This is a genomic window from Streptomyces sp. NA04227, assembly GCF_013364195.1.
In the GTDB taxonomy this organism is placed as follows: Bacteria; Actinomycetota; Actinomycetes; order Streptomycetales; family Streptomycetaceae; genus Streptomyces.
The window spans coordinates 7,099,583-7,119,451 of sequence record NZ_CP054918.1 but is presented as its reverse complement, the minus strand read 5'-3'; the positions used below and the strand labels follow the sequence as shown (position 1 = coordinate 7,119,451).

The window sequence follows — 19,869 nt, the reverse complement described above, 5'->3', positions numbered from 1 at the left end:
GGCCGATCGGGTTCGCGCGAGGTCCCGGAAAACGACGCGACCTCCGGTGCGCGGGGTCCTGGACGGACTCCTCGCACCGGAGGTCGTGGGGTCACCGGGCTCCCGGCGTACGGACGGCTAGCGCGCGAGCTCCGGGTAGAACTCGCGCTTCCCGCCGGACTTGTCCCGGAGCCTGCCGAGCATGCTGCACGGGTACTCGATGAGCCAGTAGCTGGCCACGGCCGCCGCCACCGCGAGGGCGACCACGATCAGGGCGCCGACCCAGAACATGTTCTGCGACTCGGGAAGCACCCCCAAGTCGTGCAGCCACAGCATCACCGGCTCGTGCCACATGAACAGGCTGTAGCTGATCAGTCCCGCGTAGCCCAGCCAGCGCATCCGTAGCACTGCGTGCCAGCGGATGGGTGCCGCGGTGTGCACGACGCTGTACATCAGCAGCATCCACATCAGGCTGGTGAGCGGGTGGTAGAAGGTGAACGTCACGTTCTCCGGCTTGGAGTCGACGGACAGGTAGTACGCGCCGCCGATGGCCAGTGCCGAGAGCAGGACCGAGGTCCGGCCGCGCAGCAGTCCGCGGTCACCGAGCGCGACCATGATCACCGCCAGCGCCATTCCGGCCGCGAATCCGCCGAAGCGGGCCTGCGGGCCGAAGTACACCGGCCAGTCGGTGTGCGGGATGTGCATGCCCCAGTGCGCGACGGAGATCCACACGAGCGGCAGCGTGAACAGCACCGCGCAGGCGCCCAGGCAGAAGGCGACCCGGGTGCTGCGCAGGGTGAACCGTTTGCAGGCCCGTACCGCGAGCGGGCCCGCCACGACGAGGAACAGGTAGAACGCCACCTCCAGCGACAGCGACCAGGCCGGGCCGAGGGTGAAGAAGATCTGCTCCCGGTCGAAGACGTGCGTGAACGTGAGGTGTTCGACCAGGTCGAGCCAGTTGCCGGGGAGGGTGGAGTTGCGCGTCGACCACACGAACAGGACCGCGATGAAGTACAGCGGCACGATCCTGATGGCCCGGCGGAACAGGAAGTCCCCGGCGGGCCGGGTGGAACCGCCGTCGATCGCGGCCCGCGCGTAGGCGAGGGTCAGCAGATAGCCGGAGGTGACGAAGAAGAAGTCGATGACCTCCAGGGAGATCAGCGAGGCGACGTACGTGTTGTCGACGGGCGGGTGGGAACCCTCGGCGTCGTAGCGGTAGTAGAGCTGCCAGACGTGGAAGACGACGGTGCTCAGCGCGGCGATCCCGCGGAAGCCCTGGATCTCGTCGGCCTTGCCGCGCGGACCCGGTGCGCGCGGGGCGCTCTTGGCCGGGGCCGGTGCCGCGGCGGTCGCGGTGCTCACGTCTGCTCACCCGCCTTGGCGGTGGCGGAGCGCGGGGTGACCCGCCACTGGCGCTCGCCGAGCGCCTCCTTGAGGCAGGCCTGGCGGGCCAGGATGTTCTTGAAGTGCGTGTAGAAGACGGAGGTCAGCAGCATGTAGCTCCAGAACCACCGGCGGCGCTTCTTGAGTTCGGGTATCGCCAGGCGCCAGGCGAACGCGGCCTGGATGACCCCGGCGGACAGGGTGAACGCCATCGCGAGCAGGCAGATGGGCACGGTCCAGTCGAGGTTGCCGGGCCCGTCCTCCTTCCAGATCGCGTAGCCGAGGACCGGCAGCATCTGGAGGGTCAGCCAGGGCTGCATCTCCCGCCAGCCGAGCAGGACGAGGAGGCCGAGCTTCTGCCGACGGTCGAAGACCGGCGAACGCAGCGCCTTCCAGAGGTGTTTGAGGGAGACCTGGAGCCAGCCCTGCGCCCAGCGGGAGCGCTGGTTCCACAGCGACTTCAGGTTGGTGGGCGCCAGTTCGCGGGAGATGAGGGCGCGGTCCACGGTGAACCGGATCCCCTCGCGCAGCGCGCGCATGGTGGAGTCGATGTCCTCGGTGAGCATCGAGCCGTGCATCCGGGTACGGGCCAGGGCGTCGGTGCGCCAGAAGCCGTTGGAGCCGCCGAAGACACCGAAGTCGTACAGGCGGGTGCGGCCCGGGTGGCTCACCGCGTAGATGGCCTCGAACTCGACGGCCACCAGCTGCGCGACCCAGGAGCTGTCGCCGTTGCGGATGACGCAGTGGCCCTGCACCACGTCGTAGCCGTTGGACAGCCAGTGCCAGGCGCGGCGGAAGGCGTCCGGCGCCGGGTGGTGGTCGGCGTCGAAGATGCCGACGAACTCGCCGCGCACCCGGGTCACCGCGGCGTTGACGTTCTGCGCCTTGGAGGTGCTGCCCGGCACCTCCATGAGGACCAGGCGCGGGTCGCGGCGCGCCATCTCGCGCAGGGTGTCCTCGACCGGCAGCGGGTGCGGGGTGTTGTAGGCGAGGACGACCTCCAGGTGGTTGGGGTAGTCCAGGGCCAGGAAGGACTCCACGGTGTCGACGATGGTCGCGGCCTCGTTGGGCAGGTAGGCGGCGATCACGGCACTCGCGGGCGGATACGGCTGGCCGGGTTTGCTGGGCCGCGGCGGGGCGTCCAGCGAGAACAGGCACTCGACGATGATCAGCAGCGCGGAGACGATCAGTCCGGCGACGACCACCCAGTACATGATCGAGCCGAGGTCGAAGCCCATCGCGTACGTCTGCGTGTAGAGCCAGAACGGCAGTCCGGCGCCGATGAACAGGACGACCAGCGGGGACAGGGCGTTGAGCACCGCGCGCAGGCCGCGTACCGAGGAGCGGCGGCGGTGGCGGGGCCCGCGCATCGAGGGCACGAAGCGGACCGGCCTGAGGTCGCGGTGGCTCAGCGCCTCGGCCGCGGCGTCGAGCGCCTGCTCCACGGCCTGTTCGGGGTCCTCCTCGGCGCTGGTCAGCGGGGTCCAGCCGATGGCGGGCGTGAGCCGTACGTTCTCGTCGGCGACGACGAAGCGGGTGCCCGCCGCGGCGTTGGCGAACTGCTGGAGGGTGCGGGTGGCGGTGTCCTCGTCGACGCCCGGCAGCAGGATGAGCAGGTGCCCGTCCTCGTCCCAGCCGAAGCGGTCGCACGCGCTGCCGAGCTTCTCGGCGACCTGGGCGAGCCGCTCGGCGACCTCGCGCCGCACGCGCGGGCCGAGCCGTGACTCGAGGGAGGCCATCTCGGCGACCTCGACCACGGCGACCACACCGCTCATCCGGCCGTTGGCCGGGCGGCCGAGTTCCTTGCTGAGTTCGTCGAGGAAGTGCGAGCGGGAGTAGAGCCCGGTCCGCGGGTCGAGCAGCAGGTTCTCCACCGGAACCGGGACCCGGTGCCGCTTGGCCTCGATACGGGCGGCGAGTTCGAAGGGGTCGGCGGTCTCGGGGAGGCAGTCGTCGGCGCCGTGCCGGAGTACGTCGACGACCTGGGCGGGCGCGGTGTTCTCGGTGAGTACGAGCAGCGGCAGCGCGCGTCCGCCGGGTGCGGTGCGCACCTCCCGTATGACGTCGTGGCCCTCGCGGGGCTCGCTGAGCGCGACCACGGCGTCGGGCGGGGTCTGCTGGAGGTGCGGGCCTATCTGGCCGGGCACACTGTGCCTGACCTCGTGCCCGGTGGCCACGAGGTTCTCGATGACGCGGTCGACACGGGGGCCCGGGAAACCGACGGCGAGTACGGTGCCGGGCTGAACGGCGCTCTGTGGGGGCGGGCCGTTACGGGGTTCGGTGGTCGTCCGGGGCGCGGGCGCCTGGGGGCCGGACTGGTGCGAGATGAGCACCTGGATTTCCTTCCATATGTGTGTCGTCGAAGTCCGGCAGGACCAGGGGGTGCGCCGTCGCGCTCGCCGTCAGTGTGGGGGGTGGCGGGAGGTTCGGTCGCAGGGCGGCAGCTCGATTGAGGGGGGAATCGAGCTCGCGGCGCCATGCGGAGTGGGGGCACAGTCCCGGTGGTCGGTCGGTCTTCGGCCCAAAGAGGATGTGTATGCCGTGCTGCGCGGGGCGGGTGCGGGCGGCCGTCGCCGTCGATGCGGCGTAGTGGCTGAGCCGTCGTGAGGATGGCGACGGCGAGGGGCTGCCTGCCTGGTCAGGACCGGCAGCCCGGGGACACCCGGCGGAGGCATGGTCGTGTCCGCGCCATCTCGCCGTTCCCCCTGAGGGCGGGCGAGATTTCGCGGACAGGGCCTACGGCCTAGCGCGCGGAGCCGGTTCTTCGTCGTCCGGTCGACGGGACGCAGCAGTTCGGACAGGCCGCGGCGGGCCCGGTCCGGCCCGTGCGCCGGGCGAGTCCGTGCCCGATGAGTGTGCGTAGTGCCGCCATGGCGGCCGCGCCGCGCTGCTTGGCTGCCGGGGCGGCGGTGGCTGGGGTTCCGTTGTGCTCGGCCGTGCAGTTGAGCGTCTGGGGCTGGGCCCCGCCGCGGTGCGCGCAGACCGCGCGCTGTGCGGGGACCGGTCCGGCGAAGAGCGCCGGTCCGGCAGGCCGCCCTGGCTGCCGGCCGATGGCCGTGTGGGGGGTTCGGCGTTTCACCGCGCGCCGCAGTTCATTGAGGCGCGAAACGACAGGCCCCCGGAGTGCGCGTGCGCGCTCCAGTGGATTCTGCATCTGTGGTCCCATCCTGGTCGGATTGTGGGGGAGGACCGTCGGGTTGTGGTGGTCTTTCATCACCACACCCGGTGGTGACGGGCAGCAACGTTAGCCTCACACGGCACTGTGACACCACACCCACATCGGCGTAACACGTTCATTACGCGCGGGCGGTGTCTGTGCGTAACCCACCCGAACACAGGGAGATTTCCAGAGATTTGTGACGTTTTACTGGTTGGTACGGGTCACGGCACCGGAGCCGTCGGTGCACGAAATGCCTTGACCAGGGCCTTGCGTGGGAAGTGTGGAACTTTGCGGCGGGCTTGGCGCAGGCGTTCCGCTCTTCTCCTATTCGGCCGGGCCCGCGGAACTCGCCGCCGGATCGGCGTGAATGGGCCGGTGACCGCCCGTGAGCGGAACGCCACTGCCGCCCCGGCGGGCCGCGACGATCTCGGCGGCGATCGACAGCGCGGTCTCCTGCGGGGTGCGGGCGCCCAGATCGAGGCCGATCGGCGAATGGAGCTTGGCGAGTTCGTCCTCGCCGAGGCCCGCGGCCCGCAGCCGGGCGAGGCGGTCCAGGTGGGTGCGCCGCGAACCCATGGCACCGACATAGGCGACCGGCAGCCGCAGCGCGATGTCGAGCAGCGGTACGTCGAACTTGGCGTCGTGGGTCAGTACGCACAGGGCGGTGCGCGCGTCGGTCTCGGTGCGCGCGAGATAAGTGTCCGGCCATTCGGCGACGACCTCGTCGGCCTCGGGAAATCGGGCCGGGGTCGCGAAGACGGGCCGTGCGTCGCAGACCGTGACGTGAAATCCCAGGAACTTGCCCGCCCGCACCAGTTCGGCCGCGAAGTCGACCGCGCCGAAGACGACCAGGCGGGGCGGCGGCACCGAGGACTCCACGAGCACGGTGACCGGCTGCCCGCAGCGCGAGCCCTCGGCGCCGATCCGTACAGTGCCGGTGCGCCCCGTGTCGAGCAGTGCGCGGGCCTCGGCGACGGCGGTGGCGTCCAGGGCGGCGGGCCCGCCGAAGCCGCCGCGCACACTCCCGTCCGCGCCCACGAGCAGCGCCCGCCCGACGAGTTCGGCGGGCCCTTCGACCACCCGGGCGAGCGCGACGCCCCGCGCCGAGCGCGCCAACTCGAAGGCGGTGCACAGGAGTTCACGCTCCGGCCCGGCCGAGGGCACCCGTACGACCAGGACGTCGAGTTCGCCGCCACAGCTCAGGCCGACGGCGAAGGCGTCCTCGTCGTCGTACCCGAAGTGCGCGAGAACCGGCCGCTGCCCGCCACGGCCCGAGCCGCTCTCCCCCATCGCGTCGTCGCCGAGTGCGGGTCCTTCGCCGTCACTCCCCAGCGCCTCCGCACACAGCTCGTAGACCGCGCCCTCCACGCACCCGCCGGAGACCGAACCCACCACCGTCCCTCCGGAGTCGACGGCCAGCGCCGCGCCGGGGCCGCGGGGCGCGCTGCCGCGTACGGCGACCACGGTGGCCACCGCGAACTCGCGCCCCTCGGCGGTCCAGGCGGCCAGTTCGGCGGCGAGGTCGAGCACGGTGTCCTCCGGGTGCGGGCGGGTGGGTACGGGGCGGCCGGCGGGAGCTGTCAGTCCGGGTTCGTCAGGTGTTCGGGACGCACCGGCGTCCGCCGGAGCGCGAGGCCGGTGGCCGCGCGGACCGCGGCGAGGACGGCCGGGGTGGACGACAGCGTAGGCGCCTCGCCCGCGCCGCGCAGGCCGTACGGGGCGTGGGGATCGGCGAGTTCGAGCACGTCGACGGGGAGTGGCGGGGTGTCGAGGAGGGTCGGGATCAGATAGTCGGTGAAGGAGGGGTTGCGCACCTGGGCGGTGGCCGGGTCGAGCAGGATCTCCTCCATCAGGGCCATGCCGAGGCCCTGCACCGTGCCGCCCTGGATCTGGCCGACCACCTGGTCCGGGTTGACCGCCTTGCCGACGTCCTGCGCGCAGGCCAGCTCCACCACCTTCACCAGGCCGAGTTCGGTGTCGACGTCGACCACGGCCCGGTGGGCGGCGAAGGAGTACTGCACATGTCCGGTGCCCTGCCCCGAGTGCGGGTCGAAGGCTTCGGTGGGCCGGTGCCGCCACTCGACCTCGTGCTCTACGGCCCCGTCGCCGAGCACCTCCGCGAGTCCGGCGAGCACCTGCCCGTTCGCGGCCACCGCCTTGCCGCCTTCGAGCCGCAGACCGGGTTGCGCCCACAGGGCGTCCTGCGCGCCGAGTGTGCGGCGGCCCCGGGCGAGCACCTCGGCACGCACCCGCGCACAGGCCTCGCGTACGGCTCCGCCGGTGACATACGTCTGGCGCGAGGCGGAGGTGGAGCCCGCGGAGCCGATGGAGGTGTCGGCGGGGGCGAGGGTCACCTGCTCCACACCGAGTTCGGTGCGGACGATCTGACCGATAACGGTCACCCCGCCCTGTCCGACCTCCGCCATGGCGGAGTGCACGGTGGCCACGGCCTCGCCCGCGCGGACCTCAAGACGGACCCGGGCGGTCGAGTAGTCGTCGTACCCCTCGGAGAATCCGACGTTCTTGATGCCGACGGCATAACCGACGCCGCGTACGACGCCCTCGCCGTGGGTGGTGTTGGACAGGCCGCCGGGCAACTGGCGGATGTCGGTGCCGTCCGGGGTCTGCCAGGGGCGTTCGGGCGGCAGCGGTCGTTCCTTGACGCGGCGCAGCAGTTCGGCGACCGGGGCCGGGGAGTCGACGGACTGCCCGGTGGGCATCACGCTGCCCTGGCGCATGGCGTTGATCTGCCGGAACTCGACCGGATCCAGGCCGAGTTCCGCCGCGACCCGGTCCATCTGCGCCTCGTAGGCGAAGCACGCCTGCACCGCGCCGAAGCCGCGCATCGCCCCGCAGGGCGGGTTGTTGGTGTAGAGCGCGAGCGCCTCGACATCGACGTTCTCGACCTCGTACGGGCCGACCGAGAGCGAGGCGGCGTTGCCGACCACGGCGCCCGAGGTGGAGGCGTAGGCGCCGCCGTCCAGAACGATCCGGGCACGTACGTGGGTGAGGCGGCCGTCCCGGGTGGCGCCGTGTTCGTAGTGCAGCCGGGCGGGGTGACGGTGCACATGGCCGAAGAAGGACTCGAAGCGGTCGTAGACCATCTTCACCGGCCGTCCGGTGCGCAGCGCGAGCAGGCAGGCGTGGATCTGCATCGACAGGTCCTCGCGGCCGCCGAAGGCGCCGCCCACACCGGCCAGCGTCATCCGCACCCGGTCCTCGGGCAGGCCGAGCACGGGCGCGATCTGGCGCAGGTCGGAGTGCAGCCACTGGGTCGCCACGTACAGGTCGACCCCGCCGTCCTCGGCGGGCACCGCGAGCCCCGACTCGGGCCCGAGGAAGGCCTGGTCCTGCATCCCGAACTCGTAGTCGCCGCACACCACGACGTCCGCACGGGCCGCCGCGGCGGCCACGTCGCCGCGCACGATCGGCTGCCGGTGCACGATGTTGGGATGCGGGCTGTGCACGGCGAACCGGTCCTCGCGGTTCGGGTGCAGCAGTGGCGCGCCCGGGGCCGTGGCACCCGACTCGTCGGTGATGACGGGCAGTTGGCGGTACTCGACGCGGATCCGGGCGGCGGCGCGGCGCGCGATCTCCGGGTGGTCGGCGGCGACCAGGGCGACCGGCTCGCCGTGGTGGCGCACCCGGTCGTGGGCGAGTACGGGGGTGTCGCGGATCTCCAGGCCGTACTCCTTCACCCGCGCGGGCAGGTCCTCGTGGGTGAGGACGGCGTGCACCCCGGGCAGGGCCAGCGCCTCGGCGGTGTCGACGGAGACGATCTCCGCGTGCGCGTGCGGCGAGCGCAACAGGCGGCCCCAGAGCATCTGTTCGTGCCAGAGGTCGGAGCCGTAGGCGAACTCGCCGGTGACCTTGAGGACGCCGTCGGGCCGCGGCGCGCTGTCGCCGACGCGGCCGCGGGCGGTCAACTCCTCGACGGGCGTGGGGTGTACGGCGCGGCCCGGCGCCGGGGCCGATGCGGCGGGCTGGCGTGCACCGGGTGCGGGGCGCGCGGCACGGCCCGGTGCCGGTGCGGCGGGCGCGTGCGCCCCGGGCGCGGGAGACGCGGAGTGCGTCGTGCGGGACGGGCTGCTCGGCATGGCTCAGGCCTCCCCGTTCTGCCGGGCCGCGGCGAGGCGCACCGCGTCCATGATCTTCTCGTAGCCGGTGCATCGGCACAGATTGCCGGAGAGCGCCTCCCGGATGTCCGCGTCCGAGGGGCGCGGGCAGCGTTCGAGCAGTTCGTCGGCGGCGACCAGCAGTCCGGGCGTGCAGAACCCGCACTGGACGGCACCCGCATCGAGGAACGCCCGCTGGACCGGGGCGAGTTGGGCCGCTCCGGGATCGGCGGGCCGGGCGCTCCACCGGCGGGCCGTGTCGAGCGGGGTGCCGCTCCCCCGGGCCTCGGGGCCGTCGCCGTCGGTGTGCCCGGCCGCGCTCCCGAGCCTGTCCGCCCCGGCCGCGTCCGCGCCCCCGTTCGCGTTCCCGAGTCCGTCCGCCCCGGCCGCCTGGCTGCCCAACTCCCCACGCCCGCTCGGGCGTTCACGCCCTCGCGCGAACTCCGCGAGCCCCTCCACCGTGAGGACTTCGCGCCCCTCGGCCTGTCCGGCGGCGACCAGGCAGGCGCAGACGGGCACACCGTCGAGGCGGACCGTGCAGGAGCCGCACTCGCCCTGCTCGCAGGCGTTCTTGGAGCCGGGCAGGCCGAGACGCTCGCGCAGCAGGTACAGCAGGCTCTCGCCCTCCCAGACGTCGTCGGCCCGCAGGGCGCGCCCGTTGACGGTGAGGTTCACGCGCATCAGGCGGCTCCTTCGCTGGTGCGGGCGTCCGCCCGGTACGACTCCCAGGTGCGGTTCAGGGTGCGGCGGGCGAGGACGGCCACCGCGTGACGGCGGTAGGCGGCGGTGCCGCGTACGTCGTCGATGGGGCGGCAGGCGGCGGCGCACAGTTCGCCGAAGCGCCGTACCGCCGCGTCGGGCAGCGGCGCCGCCCGGTCCCAGGCCCGGTGCTCGTCGAGCACTCCGGTGAGGAAGTCCTCCGCCTCCGCCGCCCGCACCGGGGTGGGCGCCGCGGAGCCGATTCCGGTACGGACCGTGCGCCGGTCGGGGTGCAGGGCCATGGCGAACGCGCAGACCGCGATGACCATCGCGTTACGGGTGCCGACCTTTGCGAACTGCTGTGGCCCCGTTGCCCGTTGGATGTGCACCGCCCGGATCAGCTCGTCCGGCGCCAGGGCGTTGCGCTTGACGCCGGTGAAGAACTCGTCGATCGGGATGCACCGGGTCCCGCGTACCGAGGCGGCCTCGATCCGGGCCCCGGCCGCGAGCAGCGCGGGGTGGGCGTCCCCCGCGGGCGAGGCGGTGCCGAGGTTGCCGCCCACGCTGCCCCGGTTGCGGATCTGCGGGGAGGCCACGGTGTGTGCGGCGAGGGCGAGGGCGGGCAACTCGCCGCGCAGCTCGTCGATGATCGTCCGGTACGGGACGGCGGCGCCGAGCCGCACCCGGCCGCCGCTGCCGGTCTCCTCGTCGTCCCCCTCGTACCGGTCGTGAGGGTCGTACCGGTCGTACGCGAAGAGCTCCCGCACCCGGCCGAGGTCGAGCAGCCGGGCGGGCCTGCGGTGGTCGAAGTTGAGCTCGACCATCACATCGGTGCCGCCCGCGAGGGGCACCGCGTCGGGGTGCGCGGCCTTGGCCGCCAGCGCCTCGGGCCAGCTCGTGGGACGAAGGAACTCCATCGGCCGCTCGCTTCCTCGCGTGGCCGCACACCGCGGTGCGGCACGACACATGGCCTCGGTGCCCGGCGGCACGAGGGGCCTGAACGTCTGTGTCCAGTAGACCTCCGATCCACCGCTCCCGGTCAGTCACCGAAGGCATGAAGGAGTTGGCTGGCCACGGACCCCATCTTGTAGATTCATCTGAAGAACGGCGCGCGGAAACACCGCTGTTTCGTCAAGAAATCGCGGGACGTCCGAGCTGCTCCGCGGCGGGCCTGGTCAGGGCCGTCGCCGGGGCCGCGCGCCGCCGGTTCCGCGGCCACCTCCGACACGCGGCAACCGGACCGGACCTGCTCCAGCGGACCTCGACAAGATCGGCGGCACCTCATGCGGCTGCGCACCCTGCTCGACACCGATGCGCTGGGCCTCAGGCTGCTCGGCGGCGGCAGCGAGCTCGACCGCACGGTCGGCGGGGTGATGACCACCGACCTGCGCGACCCGAGCCGCTATCTCTCCGGCGGCGAGCTGGTGCTCACCGGCCTGGCCTGGCGGCACGCGGCCGCGGACTCCGAGCCCTTCGTACGGATCCTCGTCGAGGCCCGGGTCGCCGCGCTCGCCGTGGGTGAGGCCGAACTCGGCGACATCCCCGAGGACCTCGTCCAGGCCTGTGCGCGGCACGGCCTCCCGCTGTTCGCGGTCCACGAGTCGGTGGCGTTCGCGACGATCACCGAGCATGTCGTACGCCAGGTCTCGGGCGAGCGCGCGGGCGACCTGGCCGCCGTGGTGGACCGGCACCGACGGATGATCTCCTCGGGTCCGGCGGGCGGCGGCCCCGGGGTCGTACTCGATCTGCTCGGCTCCGACCTGGACCTGCGCGCCTGGGTGCTCTCCCCGGCGGGGCGCCTGATCGCCGGTTCACAGCCGGCCGGGCCCGCGCTCGCGCCCGAACTCGGCGCGCGCCTGGCCGCGGAACACCTGCGCGCGGCTCGTGCCGGGCACCGGGCGCCGCACCGGGTGACCGTGGACGACACCGTGTACTCGCTGTTCCCGGTACGCGGCAGCGACACCGCCGGACGGGACATACGTGAGAGCGTGCTGTCGGACTGGCTGCTCGCGGTGCGGGCGGACGCGGCCGACTGGCCCGCCGAACGCCTCGACCTGCTGCACGGGGTCACCCAGCTCATCGCGGTGGAACGGGACCGCAGGGACGCCTCGCGCACCGTGCGCCGCCGCCTCGCCCAGGAGGTCCTCGACCTCGTGCAGACCGGGGCGCCGCCCGCGGAGATCGCGGCCCGGCTGCGGGTCGCGGCCCCGGTACTGCTGCCCGGGGTCGGCGCCGCACCGCACTGGCAGGTCGTGGTCGCCCGTGTCGAGTGGGACTCCCCCGCCGGGGACGCGGGCACCGGGGACGACGGGAGCGGTGCGGGCGCACGGGACATCGACTGCGGTCCGGTGGCGCAGGCGCTCCTTGAGGAGACGCTGCCGGACGCGCCCGCGCCCGGCGGCACTGAGCGCGGCGACCGGCTGGCCGTGGCGCACACGGACGGGGAGGCGGTCGCGCTGGTGCCGCTGTCCGGGCGCGGCGGCGAGGAGTCGGATTCCGGCCTGCACGCGGGGACGCTGCTGAGCGCGGTGAGCGGGCCGCTCGCGGCGGGGCTCGCCGAGGACGGGCGGCTCACCATAGGGGTCAGCGCCGCCGTGCACTCGGCGGAGGGGCTGCGCGGCGCCCTGGAGGAGGCGCGGCACGCCCGCCGGGTGGCAGCCGCGCGTCCGGGCCGGGTCACCGCCGCCGGACACCAGGAACTGGCCTCCCACGTACTGCTGTTGCCGTTCGTACCGGACGATGTGCGCCGCGCCTTCACCGCCCGGCTGCTCGACCCGCTGCGCGCCTACGACCGCAGGCACCGTGCCGAACTCGTGCCCACCCTGGAGGCGTTCCTGGACTGCGACGGCTCCTGGACGCGGTGTGCGGCGCGGCTTCATCTGCACGTCAACACACTGCGCTACCGAGTGGGCCGTATCGAGCAGTTGACCGGCCGTGACCTGGCACGTCTGGAGGACAAGCTGGACTTCTTCCTTGCTCTGCGCATGAGTTGAAGTCCAAAAGCAACCGGCACCGTCCGGATACTTTGTGAACTTTTTCACCCAGCCCCCTGGCCTGGCCCGCTTTTCCATGCTGAGATGCCGCCACGACTCGATGCCGAGGCAACGTTCGGGAGGCCCAACGTGGCGTATACCGCCCTGTCTGGTGATGGAACGACCGCAAGCGACGATCCACTCCAGACCGCGGTATGGCGGCTGCGCTCCCGGGCCTGCTGGGCGGATGCCGCGGCGCTGCTGGAACCCTCCGCGGCGCGCGAGCCCGGTGCCGCGCTGCACCGCGCCTCGCTCCTGGTGGAGCGCTGCCTGTACACGATGCAGGGCTGGAGCGAGGCCGAGGACGCGCTGAGACTCGCGGAGGCGGTGGCCCGCGAGGACGACGAACGCGGCGCGGCGGCCTGCGAACGCGGCCATCTCGCCTACGCGTCCACGCTCATGGGCGTACGCGACCGCTCCGACGAGGCCCGCGCGGCGCTCGGCCGGGCCGCCGCGCTCATCGCCCCGGGGGCGCGCGGCCGCGCCCTCCTCGACTTCCGGCGCGGGCTCATCGCCGAGAACCTCGGCGACTCCCGGCAGGCGGCACGGGCCGCGTACCGGCGCGCCCACGCGGGCGCGACCGCCCACGGCGACGAGCTCCTGCTCTCCTTCACCTGGCGCCACCTCGCCGGAATCGCCCTGCGCGAGGGCGAGTTGGCGGAGGCACGGCACGGCTTCGCGGAGTCCCTGCGGATCCGGGAGGAACTCGGCTACCTGGTGGGCGCGGCACCCGCGCTCGCCGCCCTGGCCGAGGTCGAGTCGGAGCCCGAGGCGACCCGCCTGCGTGCCGAGGCGAAGCGCCTGCTGCGGCTGCTCGGCGGCGTCCCGGTCTGGCTCGCGGGACAACTGGCGCCACCGGCGGCGACGGCCTGAGGGCGGGGCGGACGGCCCCACACCCACCAACGGCCCGTGCCCGCTGTCGCCCCGGACGGGGGGCGGGGCGACAGCGGGCACGGGCCTCGGGGCCGCCCACGCGGGCCGGACTCTCCGTCCGGCTGTCGGGTGGGCGTTCTGGTCGGCTTTCGGACGAGCGTTCAGCGCACTCGGAAGATCGCCGAAGTCCCGCTGAACGACTCGATCTTCCCGATGAGCGGCTTCGCCTCGCCGTGGTAACGCACCCGGTAGCTGCCGGGAGTCGTGCCCTCGGGGACGTCCCAGGTGACGGTGACCTTGGAGGCGGCGATGCCGTCGCGCTGCCAGCGGAACCTGGTGGACCAGTCGCCGTCGTCGGCCACCGTCCGCCAGTCGCCGTCGGCGAGGCGCTGCACCTCCAGGAAGGTGCCGCCGCGGTGCAGGTCGTTGCCCGGGTGCGCGCCGACGAACACGACCTCGACGCGCTGCCCGGCCGCGTACGTCTCCAGCGGCTGCACCTGGACCTGGCCGAACCGCTTGAGCAGCGGAGGCGCGTCGAGCACCACGCCGGGCTGGAGCGCGAGTTGACCCTTCGAGAGGTCGGGGGCCACAGGGCCGAGTGGCACCTCCCTTCCCTCGCGCAGGGCGTCGGCCAGCTCCACCGCCGTCTGGGTGAGCGCCGGGAGCTGCCAGCGTCCGAACAGGGTGCTGCCGCCCTCGTAGTGCTGGGCGTCGTACTCCTCGGGCGTCGTCACGTAGTGGATGTAGGAGTTGGCGTACCCGGCGACCAGGACGTCCTCGAGTTCCGCGCCCACCGCCTCGGCCACCGCCGTCCGCAACCGGTACCCGGCGCCGATGGTCACCTCGCCGGGGATGCCGATCAGGTACAACCGCCCGATCCGCACGAGCTGTACGGGCACCTGCTCCTGCACCCACGGCCAGACCTTGTTGATCTCGCCGACCGGAACGAAGATGCCCTTCGGCGCCTGCGCCTCCTTCAGGGCGGGCGAGGCCTCGTAGACGAGGGAGTCGCTGACCGCGTCCCAGAAGGGGTTCTCGCCCTCGGCGAAGCCGGGGAAGGCCGGGCCGTCCTCGACGCTGCCGGCGGCCATGGCGGCACCGATGCACGGGGACGAGGTCCGGTGCGAGAGCCCGTCGCCGGTGAACTCCGGCCGCACCACCACATCGGACAGGTCGACATAGACGAGCCGTGCGTCGACCGGCCCGGTCATCTCCCTTCCCCGGTCGGTCAGTTGGCCCGCCGCCGCCTCGTACTGGCGCAGTCCGCTCTGCCGTGTCCGCGCGAAGTCGGCCGGAGTGGTGGGCGGCTGGAGGTCGGTGTTGGGTGACATGTCGCCGCTGTTGGTCTGTGCGAAGGCGCTGACGAAGGCCGGCGGGCCGTCCGCCAGGTAGTCGACGCCCGCCACCTCGCGCTCCCAATGGTGGGCCGCACAGCCCTTGTTGTCGGCGCTGACGTAGCGGTTGTCCCCGGACATGCTGGTGCCGTGCACGGGGAACCAGTTGACGGCGCCGACCGCCTCGCCGTCGCGCTCGACGCGCAGCAGCGTGCTCAGCGGGTCGATGGCGTCCGGGAAGTACCGCTTGATGTCGGCCTTGTTCCGCTCGAACGCCGCCCGTGACCTGTTGGCACTGACATCCGTCAACTCCGTGTGCGTCAGGACGAGTTGGCTCGGGGCGAGGTCGGCGTGGGCGCGCTCGGCCGACTCGACGATGCCGTCCACCACCGCTTGGAAGGTCTTCTCGTGGAAGCCGAAGGTGGTGAGGTTGTACAGGACGTGGTGCGAACAGCCACCGGGGCCCGCGTGGGTGTGCGTGGCGGTCAGCATCACGTTCCGGTGGGTGTACAACTCGCCGAAGCGCGCCTGGAGTTCACGCAGTACGGCCTGGTGCACACTCTCGAAGATCATCGGGGAGTCGACCACACAGAGCAGGACCCGGCTGCCGCTCGCCCGGTCGACGACCACGAACGAGCGCGCCCGCAGCCGGGTGTGCAGCCCCTCGGCCTGCTGGTCGAAGCGCCCGTAGCCCATCAGGCCCACCTCGGCGATCTCACCGGTGGCGTCCGCGATGCCGCGGCCCACCAGATACCCGCCCTCGCCCGCCGCGGCCTCCGGTGCCCCGCCGCGCGTCTGCGCCCGCGCGGGCACCGTGCCCGCCACGGCCCCGGCCGCGAGGCCGATCCCCGTGCCGGCTCCCGCCTTCAGGACCGTACGCCTGCTGCGTCCGGAACGGTCGTTCCTCGCCATCTGCGTCTCCTCGACCACGTGAGTGAAGTACCGGGCAGGGAAAGGGAGTTGGCCGGCGCTCAGCCTCGCCGCGAGGCACCTGCGCCCATGGCCGAGCACCCGAGAACCCGAACCCGGACCAGAACCCAAAGATGAATCTTGTTCAGCTTTTTGTATTCGTACATGCCACTTCCGGCCACGACAAGACTTCGGACACGAGGTTTTAGGGGAAGAAGACCAGCAACGGAAGCAGCCGACGAGGGGCTCGAACAGTGGCGAGGGTGAGACGCGAGCGGCGGAGGGCGGGGGCGGCGAGGCGGCGGCGTGCCCCGGAGAGACTCAGCCCGCCGCGCCCGCGAAGTGCTCGCGGACCAGTTCCTGCACCACGCGCAGGTCACGGGCGACCAGGGCGTCGAGCAGGGCGGTGTGCTCGGAGGCGTCGGCGAGCAGATCGGCGCGCCTGCGCGGGCTCGGGCCGCTGACCAGCGGCCACTGGGCGCGCCGGTGCAGATCCTCGGCGACCTGCACCAGTTGCAGATTGCCGGAGAGCGAGAGCATGGCGCGATGGAAGGCCCGGTCGGACTCGGCGTACCCGGCGAAGTCGCCCCGGGCGGCGGCCCGTACGGTCGCCTCCGCCTGCGGACGCAGCGAGGCCCAGTCCTCGGCGGGGACGCTGTGAGCAAGGTCCAGCATCACCGGCACCTCGATCAGGGCCCGCACCTCGGCCAGTTCGGTCAGCTCACGCGGCGTGCGCTCCAGCACCCGGAAACCGCGGTTGGGCACCACCTCGACGGCGCCCTCCGTGTGCAACTGCTGCATGGCCTCGCGCACCGGGGTCGCCGAGACACCGAACCGCTGCGCGAGCGCGGGCGCCGAGTACACCTGGCCGGGCAGCAACTCCCCTTCCACCAGCGCACTTCGGAGCGCGTCCAGGATCTGCCCGCGCACCGAGTTCCGCCGTACGACACGACGGGGGGACTCGGCATCGGCTCCCGGCGCGGCCCCGCCCTCGGTCGGGGTCCGGGGCTGGGTCGGGGTCGGGGTCGGGGTCGGCTGCGCCGGTACCTGATCGCGACGCGGCGTCCGGCCCTGGAGCGGAACCTGGTCCTGCGCCGGGCCGGGTTGGGTGGGGACACGTCCGACCGGACGGTACCGACTCTCATCGGCGCCGGAGGCCTCCGGCGAAGGAACCGCCGCGAGTCCCGCGACCGGCGTCCCCGCGATGCCGCCGGGCCCGCTCACACCGTCCATCCCGGCCCCCGAGGGACCACGAGTGGCACCGGCGCCGTACGCGACTGCCTTCTCCACGCGGCCCTCCTCGGTGTCGCCCGGTCCCGTACTCCGTACTCCGCACACTCCGTGCGCTGCGCTCCGGCCTCCTCGGCCGGGCTCGCGACCGTGGCCGCCGCACGCGAGAACGATAGGCGCAGGCCCCCGAAAGGTCACACCACGAGAATTATGGGTAAGGTAAGGCTTACCTGTTGACGATCACGTCTACGAGGACAGCGCCATGCCCCAGGACGTCACCGTGTCCCGCTCCGCCCCCGCTCACCGCACCGCACTGTCGCACGCCTACGCACGCCTCGACGAGGTGTGCCCCTGGCTGCGTGTGACCGAGCTCGCCGAGGACGAACGGCTGCCGGAGGGCCCGGGCTGGGTGACCGTCGCCGAGCTGGCGGCGGGCGGCGCGGCCCTGGACACGTATCTCGCCTGGGACGCGGCACAGATCCGGCGCGACTACGGACAGCAGGGACGGCCCGACGTGATCGCCGGTTTCGGCCTGCACCGCTATGCCTGGTACGGCTGTCTGCTGCTCACCGTGCCCTGGTTCCTGGACCGCCGTGTGCCGCGCCTGCCGGTGTCGGAGGTCACCTTCCACCGTGAGCAGGGGCACCTGGCCCTGCGGACCGGATCCTTCGCCTGTCTGCCCGACGATCCGGCAGCGCACCAGCCGGGGGCCCGGGTGGTCGCCGACGAGGAGGCGCTGCGCACGGAACTGCTCGCGGCGCTCACCGAGCACCTCACCCCGCTGCTCGACCGCTTCGGCCCCCTGATGCGCCGCCGCGGCAGGTCGCTGTGGGGCACGGCCACCGACGAGATCACCGACGGGCTGTGGACGCTCGGCCGGATGCTCGGCGAGGAGCAGCGGGCCCGCGAGGAGCTGACCCTGCTGCTGCCGGGCGGCACCCTCCCCTACGCGGGTTCGGCCGCCTTCCGCGAACTGCCCGCGGCCCCCGGCCGGGCGCCCGAGCTCACCCGGGACCGGATCACCTGCTGCCTCTTCTACACCCTGCGCCCCGAAGAGATCTGCCAGACCTGCCCGCGTATCTGCGACGCGGAACGGCTCGCCCGCCGCACCCGCTCGGCCGCCCTCGCGGGCTGACGGGACCTCCCCGCACGCGACTTCGGCCGCTACCGCGACTGGCCTATCCCCACCGCTTGGCGGTACACGTTCCGGCCGTCGGCTCGATTCGTACGCCCTCGGCCGTCCCTCTTGTCTGCCGAAACGGTCCGCCCGTCACACATGTGCGATCGGGGTCACTCCTGCGTGTACTCTTGATCGAACTCAACTCTCCCCGTGCGAGCGGGAGTTCGAGTGATTCCCCGCTGCTTCCACTCCATTCGGCGTGCACTTGGCCGAAAGCCTCCGGCGGCGGCGGCAGATGGGCCACCATGACGCCCGATACGTCCTACTGCCTTGCGAGGGACCCCGGATGACTCTGAACGACATGGCGCTGTACTGGCTGGTGCCGGGGGCCACCCTCGGCGTCGGCGTCGCGGCGGCGGTACACGTACGGGCACGGGGTGCGTCGAGCGCGAAGCAGACCGGCGCGGACGACTCCTGGGAGCGCAGCGAGGAACGCCGCCGCCGCAAGGAGACGCTGTACGCGGGCTTCTCGTACGTGCTGCTCTTCCTCTGTGCCGCGGTCGCCGCCGCGCTGTCCTTCCACGGCCTGGTCGGCTTCGGGCAGCAGAACCTGAACCTGTCCGGCGGCTGGGAGTACCTGGTCCCGTTCGGACTCGACGGCGCCGCGATGTTCTGCTCGGTCCTCGCGGTGCGCGAGGCCAGCCACGGTGACGCGGCGCTCGGCTCCCGGCTCCTGGTGTGGACGTTCGCGGGTGCCGCGGCCTGGTTCAACTGGGTGCACGCGCCGCGCGGCGCCGGGCACGCGGGCGCTCCGGAGTTCTTCGCCGGTATGTCGCTGTCGGCCGCCGTCCTCTTCGACCGCGCGCTGAAGCAGACCCGCCGGGCGGCTCTGCGTGAGAAGGGCCTGGTGCCCCGTCCGCTGCCGCAGATCCGCATCGTGCGCTGGGTGCGCGCGCCGCGGGAGACCTACGCGGCCTGGTCGCTCATGCTGCTCGAAGGCGTCCGCACCCTGGACGAGGCCGTCGACGAGGTGCGCGACGAACGCAAGATCAAGGAGCAGGAGCGCCAGCAGCGCCGCGACCACGAGAAGCTCCAGAAGGCCCACATCAAGGCCCTCGGCCGCTACGGGCGCGGAGGCCGTGGCGGCCGTGGCGGCCGCCAGGTCGAACTGCCGCAGACGAGCGCCGCGGCACCCGAGACCGCCGCTCCGGTGGCGCCCGAACTCCCGGTGCGTGCCCGCGCCTCGCTGGCCGCGGTCGGCAGCGGCAAGAGCACCACGCCGGTCGTCGATCTCACCGCGGAGGACGACACAATGGCCCTGCCGCGCCTCGACTCCCTTGAGCGCAAGCTGAAGGACCTCGAGCAGCAGTGGGCCTGAGCGCTCACGACTCGCACCACGCGGCGCGGCCCCGGCACCTCACCAGGTGCCGGGGCCGCGCCGCGTTCGCCATGCGGTGCAAGTCCCGCCGCACGCCCGGGAGTTCGCTCCCCGGGTGAGCCCCCGTCGCGGAACCGTCAGCTTTCGTCGCGGAGTTCGAACCACACCGTCTTGCCCTGCCCGTCCGGGTCGACGCCCCAGGAACGCGCGAGCGAGCGCACCAGGTGCAGCCCCCGGCCATTGGTGTCGTGGTCGGCCCTGGCCGCACGCGGCTCCGGCCTGCGCCGGGCGAAGTCCCTTACCTCCACTCGGAGTTGGTGAGCCTCCAGGCGCACCGTGAGGACCGCGTCCCCCTCGGTGTGCACCAGGGCGTTGGTGACCAGTTCGCTGGTCAGGAGCTCGGCGGTGTCGGCCGTGGCCGACTTGCCCCAGCCGGAGACCAGTTCGCGTATCTCCCGCCGGACACCGGGCACCGCGCGTAGATCCGCGCGTCTGAGTGTCCTTACCAGCTCCGCACGACCGTCGGTCCGTGCCGTTCCCCCGGGGCGCGGCAGATGTGGCCGCCCGCCCTGTCGTCCGGTGGAACCGGCTCCTCGTATCTGCCTCGTCATGACCCCCGCCTGCATGCCGCTGCCGATCCCTCCTGCTGGAACAGGT

At 72.7% G+C, this 19,869-nt stretch carries 13 protein-coding genes; 4 read left to right on the top strand and 9 right to left on the bottom strand.

Features of this window, described 5'->3' with window-relative positions; all coding sequences use genetic code 11:
• Positions 1 to 117: 117 nt before the first annotated feature.
• From HUT18_RS30050 to HUT18_RS30025, 6 genes are all read right to left on the bottom strand, one after another.
• Positions 118 to 1,341 (bottom strand): acyltransferase, encoded by a 1,224-nt coding sequence (locus HUT18_RS30050; protein ID WP_176103676.1) that lies wholly within the window; start codon positions 1,339 to 1,341, stop codon positions 118 to 120.
• A complete protein-coding gene (locus tag HUT18_RS30045) occupies positions 1,338 to 3,695 on the bottom strand; it encodes a glycosyltransferase (protein WP_176103675.1) in 2,358 nt (785 codons plus the stop codon). Before HUT18_RS30045 ends, HUT18_RS30050 begins: the two co-directional genes overlap by 4 nt.
• A gap of 1,151 nt (positions 3,696 to 4,846) precedes the next feature.
• Entirely contained in the window at positions 4,847 to 6,052 is a 1,206-nt protein-coding gene (locus HUT18_RS30040; protein ID WP_176103674.1) for an XdhC/CoxI family protein, read from the bottom strand.
• A gap of 50 nt (positions 6,053 to 6,102) precedes the next feature.
• Positions 6,103 to 8,619 (bottom strand): xanthine dehydrogenase subunit D, encoded by a 2,517-nt coding sequence (gene pucD, locus HUT18_RS30035; protein ID WP_176103673.1) that lies wholly within the window; start codon positions 8,617 to 8,619, stop codon positions 6,103 to 6,105.
• A gap of 3 nt (positions 8,620 to 8,622) precedes the next feature.
• Positions 8,623 to 9,318, bottom strand: coding sequence for a (2Fe-2S)-binding protein (locus HUT18_RS30030; RefSeq protein ID WP_176103672.1), 696 nt, complete (start codon positions 9,316 to 9,318; stop codon positions 8,623 to 8,625).
• Positions 9,318 to 10,253: a xanthine dehydrogenase family protein subunit M gene (locus HUT18_RS30025; RefSeq protein ID WP_176103671.1), complete on the bottom strand. Its 936-nt coding sequence runs from the start codon at positions 10,251 to 10,253 to the stop codon at positions 9,318 to 9,320. Before HUT18_RS30025 ends, HUT18_RS30030 begins: the two co-directional genes overlap by 1 nt.
• Before the next feature lie 366 nt (positions 10,254 to 10,619).
• Here HUT18_RS30025 and HUT18_RS30020 point away from each other — a divergent pair, with 366 nt between their 5' ends.
• Both HUT18_RS30020 and HUT18_RS30015 read left to right on the top strand, forming a co-directional pair.
• A complete protein-coding gene (locus HUT18_RS30020) occupies positions 10,620 to 12,329 on the top strand; it encodes a PucR family transcriptional regulator ligand-binding domain-containing protein (RefSeq protein ID WP_176103670.1) in 1,710 nt (569 codons plus the stop codon).
• Positions 12,330 to 12,458: 129 nt separating this feature from the next.
• Positions 12,459 to 13,241, top strand: coding sequence for a hypothetical protein (locus HUT18_RS30015; RefSeq protein WP_176103669.1), 783 nt, complete (start codon positions 12,459 to 12,461; stop codon positions 13,239 to 13,241).
• Between the two features lie 161 nt (positions 13,242 to 13,402).
• Here HUT18_RS30015 and HUT18_RS30010 read toward each other — a convergent pair whose 3' ends face one another.
• Together HUT18_RS30010 and HUT18_RS34035 are read right to left on the bottom strand one after the other, a co-directional pair.
• Positions 13,403 to 15,487 (bottom strand): neutral/alkaline ceramidase, encoded by a 2,085-nt coding sequence (locus HUT18_RS30010; protein ID WP_176103668.1) that lies wholly within the window; start codon positions 15,485 to 15,487, stop codon positions 13,403 to 13,405.
• A 318-nt stretch (positions 15,488 to 15,805) separates the two neighbouring features.
• Positions 15,806 to 16,774: a GntR family transcriptional regulator gene (locus HUT18_RS34035; RefSeq protein WP_254878874.1), complete on the bottom strand. Its 969-nt coding sequence runs from the start codon at positions 16,772 to 16,774 to the stop codon at positions 15,806 to 15,808.
• A 202-nt stretch (positions 16,775 to 16,976) separates the two neighbouring features.
• On the opposite strand from HUT18_RS34035, the gene HUT18_RS30000 reads away from it, so the two are divergent.
• Both HUT18_RS30000 and HUT18_RS29995 read left to right on the top strand, forming a co-directional pair.
• Entirely contained in the window at positions 16,977 to 17,849 is an 873-nt protein-coding gene (locus HUT18_RS30000; RefSeq protein ID WP_176103667.1) for a (2Fe-2S)-binding protein, read from the top strand.
• A gap of 331 nt (positions 17,850 to 18,180) precedes the next feature.
• Positions 18,181 to 19,212 (top strand): DUF2637 domain-containing protein, encoded by a 1,032-nt coding sequence (locus HUT18_RS29995; RefSeq protein WP_176103666.1) that lies wholly within the window; start codon positions 18,181 to 18,183, stop codon positions 19,210 to 19,212.
• 137 nt (positions 19,213 to 19,349) lie between these two features.
• Here HUT18_RS29995 and HUT18_RS29990 read toward each other — a convergent pair whose 3' ends face one another.
• Complete coding sequence (locus HUT18_RS29990; protein WP_176103665.1) at positions 19,350 to 19,823, bottom strand: ATP-binding protein; 474 nt, start codon at positions 19,821 to 19,823, stop codon at positions 19,350 to 19,352.
• Positions 19,824 to 19,869 lie beyond the last annotated feature (46 nt).